Here is a 5,305-nt window from a genome sequence, read left to right as displayed (position 1 = left end):
GCCGGACACGATCCGTCCCGTGCCACCGCTCGCCCGGATCACCACGCTCGGCCTGTCCATGCTGCTCGTGCTGGTCGCGGGCGGCCTGTGGCTGTCGCGCCTGTCGGTCGACGGGTACGGCTCGTGGTCGACGGGCGCCGACGCGCTCCGTGCCCAGCGGCTCGCCGAGGCGTGGCACTACGATCCCTACCTGTGGTTCTGCGCGTCGCAGACCTGGGGCTACGCGGCGGGCACGGGGGCGACGGTGCGCGAGCAGACGCTCGCGACGATGGACCGGGCGTTCGCGCTCGAGCCGGACAACCCGACCTACGCCTACCGGCTCGCCCGTGCCCAGCGCTACTGGCTGATGCCCGCTGCGACCGTGGAGGCCTCCTTCCGGCGCGCCGTCGAGATGTTCCCGCTCTCCGCGCCAGCCAACCACGAGTTCGCCGAGTTCCTCGTGCAGCAGGGCCGCGACGCCGAGGCGCTTCCCCTGCTCGAGGTCGTGCGCGTCGCTCAGCACAACCGCACCGATGCGATGATCCTCGGCCTGTCCGTGGCCAAGCGCCTCGGCGACGCGGAGGCCGAGCGGGCGTTCGCCACCGAGATCGAGGAGCTCGGACTCGACCCCGCGGCCGCCGCGCCGGAGGGCGCGCCACCCGGGCCGTGACGCCGCCGCCCGATGCGACAGCGGCCGCCCCGCATGGGGTAGAATCGGCACTCCGCACGGACACTGAAAGGACCGCACCATGACCACGCACTCCATCTGCCTGCTGCCCGGCGACGGCATCGGCCCCGAGATCACCGCCGAGGCCGTCAAGGTCCTCGACGCTGTTGCGGCGAAGTTCGGCCACGAGTTCACCTACACCGAGGCGCTCGTTGGCGGCGCGGCCATCGACGCGACCGGCAGCCCGCTTCCGCCCGAGACGCTTTCCGCGTGCAAGGCGGCCGACGCGGTCCTGCTCGGCGCGATCGGCGGGCCGAAGTGGGACACCACCGATCCGAACGGCGTGCGCCCCGAGCAGGGCCTGCTCGGACTGCGCAAGGAACTCGGCGTCTACGCGAACCTGCGCCCGGTGCGCATCTTCGACGCGCTCATCGACTCCTCGACGGTCAAAGCCGAGGTCATCCGCGGCGTCGACATCATGATCGTGCGCGAGCTGACCGGCGGCATCTACTTCGGCAAGCGTGGGCGCGAGGGCGACATGGCGTACGACACCGAGACCTACCACGCGTACGAGGTCGAGCGCATCGTGCGCAAGGCGTGCGAGCTGGCGCGCGTGCGCGGCACGAAGAACGTCTGCTCGGTGGACAAGGCCAACGTGCTCGAGGCGTCGCGGCTGTGGCGCGAGGTCGCGCACAACACCGTCGCCGACTACCCGGACATCGAGATGTGGGACCTGCTCGTCGACAACTGCGCGATGCAGCTCGTGAAGAACCCGCGCCAGTTCGACGTGGTCGTGACCAGCAACATGTTCGGCGACATCCTGTCCGACGAGGCGTCGATGCTGTCCGGCTCGCTCGGCATGCTGGCGTCGGCGTCGGTGGGCGAGGGCACGGGCCTCTACGAGCCGAGCCACGGCAGCGCGCCCAAGTACACCGGCATGGACGTCGCCAACCCGATCGCCACGATCGTCTCCGGCGGGATGCTCCTGCGCTACTCGTTCGGCATGGCCGAGGAGGCCGACGCCATCGACGCGGCCATCGAGCGGATGCTCGCCGACGGCTTCCGCACGAAGGACATCATGGAGGACGGTCGCGAACTCGTCGGAACGAGCCGCACCGGAGACCTCATCGCCGAGCGCGTGTAGCGCCGCCGGCCGGCATCCGCGTTCTACGAGAAGAAGGCGCCCCCGAGGGGGCGCCTTCCGTCGTGGTGCGGCGGGGAGGTCGGGTACTAGTCGCTGAGCGTCCCGGTGACGTGGAACCTGTCTACCCAGACCCTGATGCCCGACGACGAGGGGTTCTTCCCGCCCGCGTTCACGATGCGCAGCGTGTGCGGACCGTTGTCGAGCCCAGAGACCGAGTAGACGGTCTGCTGGAACAGGTTCGGGCTGCGGTACAGGTCGACGGTCGCGACGAGCACTTCGTCGAGGTAGACCTTCGCCTTGCCCGCTGACGTGGTCCTCGCGGAGATCCAGTCGATGCCGGTGCCGTTGAACGAGATGCTGGCCGACGAACCGCCCTTTTCCGAGTAGGTCGCGCTACCGCCGGAGAACTGCGAGCGGGCGAGCGTGCTCCAGGTTCCCGAGTAGACGACCGCCGGGTCGTTCTGCTCGACGTCGATCTCGGGGAGCTCGTCCACGCCGACGTTGAGCGTCAGCACGTGAGGGCCCGACCAAACATCGTACAGACGGTCCCAGCGGTTGTAATGCACGGTGTCGACGCCGGTGAAGTCCGCGGGCGGGGTGTAGGTGAACGTGCCTGCGTAGCGGTCCCAGTCGGTGATCGAGCCGCCCTGGGCGGTGGGACCGGTCGGACCGAGCTCGCCCCACAGGAAGGCCTCAAGCTGGCCGAAACCCCACGGCTGTCCACCGACGTGGGTGTCGTTGCCGAAGAGGCCCTGGGCGGGGTCACTGATCACGAGCGGGGTGTTCATCGGGGTGGTGTACTCGTCCGGCGCGTAGCCGGGCGGCGGGCCGGGCGGCGGGCCAACCGGAGCGGCGCCGGCGATGCCGACGGACGCCAGAAGTGCCGTGGCCGCGAGCGCGACGACGACGGCGATGCGGATCGTGCGACTGTGCATGGGGAACTCCTTGTCTCGTGCTGCCGGATATCTGGGCACCGGGTGCGAAACGGCATGGACGCGCGCGCCCTCGCGCCATCCGATCGCCCGGGTGCCTGGACGCAGGGTACAGGGAATGTTCCGTCACCGCTGTTGCTTCCGCCGAGCGGTCACACGGGGGCGTCGAGTGGTACGCGTGTGCCGACCGTCGGCGTGCTCCGGCGTGCGGACGGGCAGGGTGCCGTGTACCGGTGCACGAATCTCGCGCTTGCGGACTGATCCTCTGGGTCGTTCGTGTCAGGTACCCCAGCGGCCACGGACACGCCTGCGATCGGTACCGCGTTGTCGGCGTTGCTCGCCCACGCACGGCCCGTTCGCGGGTCGGGTACACTGTTCCCCCAAACGCCGAGCCGTGTGAAAGGGGTGCTTGGACGTGACGCTGCCGAAGGTCGACTTCATCTGGATGGACGGCGAGCTCGTCGCCTGGGACGACGCGCAGGTCCACGTGCTCACGCACGCACTCCACTACGGCTCGGGAGTGTTCGAGGGAATCCGCTGCTATGAGACCGCGGACGGCGCTTCCGCCGTGTTCCGCCTGACCGATCACATCGAGCGTCTCGAGCGCTCCGCGAAGATGCTGCTCATGGAGATCGGGTACTCGGTCCCTCAGATGGTCGACGCGGTCAAGGAGACCATCCGCGCCAACAAGCTGCCGGCGTGCTACATCCGTCCGATCGTCTTCCGCGGGTACGGCGCGATGGGACTGGACCCGGTCCCGGCGCCCGTGAGCAGGACCATCGCGTGCTGGCCGTGGGCCACGTACATGGGCGAGGACGGCCTGAAGCATGGGGTGGACGTCGGCGTGTCGTCGTGGCGCCAGCGCGGCGTCAACTCGATGCCCCCGGCCATCAAGGCCACCGGCAACTATCTGAACTCGAGCTTCGCGCGCGTCGAGGCCAACAAGCACGGCTACAACGAGGCCATCCTGCTCAACGAACAGGGCAAGGTCTGCGAGGGCACCGGCGAGAACCTGTTCATCGTGCGCGACGGCGTGCTCATCACCCCGCCGGTCTCGGACGGCCTGCTCGAGGGCATCACGCGCGACTCGGTCATGGTCATCGCCGACGACATGGACATCGACGTCATCGAGCAGTCGCTCGTGCGCACCGACCTGTATCAGGCCGACGAGATGTTCATGACCGGCACGGCGGCCGAGCTCGTGCCGGTGCGTTCGGTGGACGGCCGCGTGATCGGCGATCCCGGTCCGGTGACCATGGCGCTGCAGGAGAAGTACTTCCGCGTTGTGCGCGGCGAGGAGCCCGACTACGACGAGTGGCTCGACCGCGTCTAGGAGGCGAGGCGCTTTCCGGTGGTCACGCTCTACGATACGACGCTCCGTGACGGTACGCAGCGCGAGAACCTCTCGCTGTCGGTCGACGACAAGCTGCGCATCGTGGCGCGTCTCGACGACCTCGGCATCCACTACGTCGAGGGCGGCTTCCCAGCGTCCAACCCCAAGGACGCCGAGTTCTTCGCGCGGGTCAAGGGCCTGAAGCTGGCCACCGCGGTGGTCTCGGCGTTCGGCTCGACCTGCCGCAAGGGCACCGCGGCCACCGACGACGAGGGCCTCGCCGCGCTGCTCGACACCGGCTGCCAGGCGCTGTGCATCGTCGGCAAGGCGTGGGACATCCACGTGACCGAGGCGCTCCAGACCACGCTCGAGGAGAACCTGCGCATGGTGCGCGAGTCGGTGGCGTACCTGAAAGAGCAGGGACGCACGGTCTTCCTCGACGCCGAGCACTTCTTCGACGGCTACAAGGCCAACGCCGGCTACGCCATCGAGGTCTGTCAGGCGGCGTGCGACGCGGGGGTCGACTGCGTCGTGCTGTGCGACACGAACGGCGGCACCCTGCCCCACGAGATCCTGCGCGCCGTGAACGAGCTGCGGCTGCTCGTGGACTGCCCGCTCGGCATCCACGCGCACAACGACGCCGGCTGCGCGGTGGCCGACTCGCTCATCGCAGTGGACGCCGGCTGCACGCACGTGCAGGGCACCATCAACGGCTACGGCGAGCGGGCCGGGAACGCGGACCTGACCGCGATCATCCCCGCGCTCGTGCTCAAGATGGGTGACGACTGCGTGACGCGCGACCAGCTGCGGTTGCTCACCGAGGTGTCGCACTTCGTGGCCGAGACGGCGAACCTGTCGCCCTATCCGCACCAGCCGTACGTGGGCGCGAGCGCGTTCGCGCACAAGGGCGGCCTGCACGCGAGCGCGACCGACCGGCTCGCGGGTGCGTACGAGCACGTCGACCCGGGCGCGGTGGGCAACCTCGCGCGCGTGGTGGTCTCGGAGCTGGCCGGGCGCGCGTCGATCAAGCTCAAGGCCGCCGAGCTCGGCTTCGACCTGTCCGACGACGCCGACGCGGCCAAGGTGCTCGACCGCATCAAGGAGATGGAGCACGCCGGCTACTCGTTCGAGGCGGCCGACGGCTCGCTCGAGGTCATGTTGCGCCGCCAGATGGGTGAGGCCGAGCCGTTCTTCACCCTCGAGTCGTTCCGCGTGATCGCCGAGAAGCGCGAGGACGGCCGCGTCATGAC

General features: G+C 69.4%; 5 protein-coding genes. 4 read left to right on the top strand and 1 reads right to left on the bottom strand.

Annotated elements, in window-relative coordinates; all coding sequences use genetic code 11:
* Positions 1-19: 19 nt before the first annotated feature.
* Both FDZ70_05995 and leuB read left to right on the top strand, forming a co-directional pair.
* Positions 20-649, top strand: coding sequence for a hypothetical protein (locus FDZ70_05995; protein TLM76852.1), 630 nt, complete (start codon positions 20-22; stop codon positions 647-649).
* Positions 650-728: 79 nt separating this feature from the next.
* On the top strand, positions 729-1,790 hold the full coding sequence (gene leuB / locus FDZ70_05990; protein TLM76851.1) for a 3-isopropylmalate dehydrogenase: 1,062 nt from the start codon (positions 729-731) through the stop codon (positions 1,788-1,790).
* Between the two features lie 86 nt (positions 1,791-1,876).
* Here the strand turns inward: leuB and FDZ70_05985 are convergent, their stop codons facing one another.
* The gene (locus FDZ70_05985) at positions 1,877-2,725 is read right to left on the bottom strand and encodes a hypothetical protein (protein ID TLM76850.1); all 849 of its coding nucleotides are present in this window, start codon (positions 2,723-2,725) and stop codon (positions 1,877-1,879) included.
* A gap of 442 nt (positions 2,726-3,167) precedes the next feature.
* Here FDZ70_05985 and FDZ70_05980 point away from each other — a divergent pair, with 442 nt between their 5' ends.
* Together FDZ70_05980 and FDZ70_05975 are read left to right on the top strand one after the other, a co-directional pair.
* Complete coding sequence (locus tag FDZ70_05980; protein ID TLM76853.1) at positions 3,168-4,055, top strand: branched-chain amino acid transaminase; 888 nt, start codon at positions 3,168-3,170, stop codon at positions 4,053-4,055.
* A gap of 18 nt (positions 4,056-4,073) precedes the next feature.
* Positions 4,074-5,305: citramalate synthase (locus FDZ70_05975; protein TLM76849.1), on the top strand; the 1,232-nt coding region annotated here is incomplete at its 3' end.

It is taken from the genome of Actinomycetota bacterium (assembly GCA_005774595.1).
Taxonomy (GTDB): domain Bacteria; phylum Actinomycetota; class Coriobacteriia; order Anaerosomatales; family D1FN1-002; genus D1FN1-002.
The sequence above is the reverse complement of the archived record's forward strand: the minus strand, read 5'-3'. Positions and strand labels throughout refer to the sequence as shown.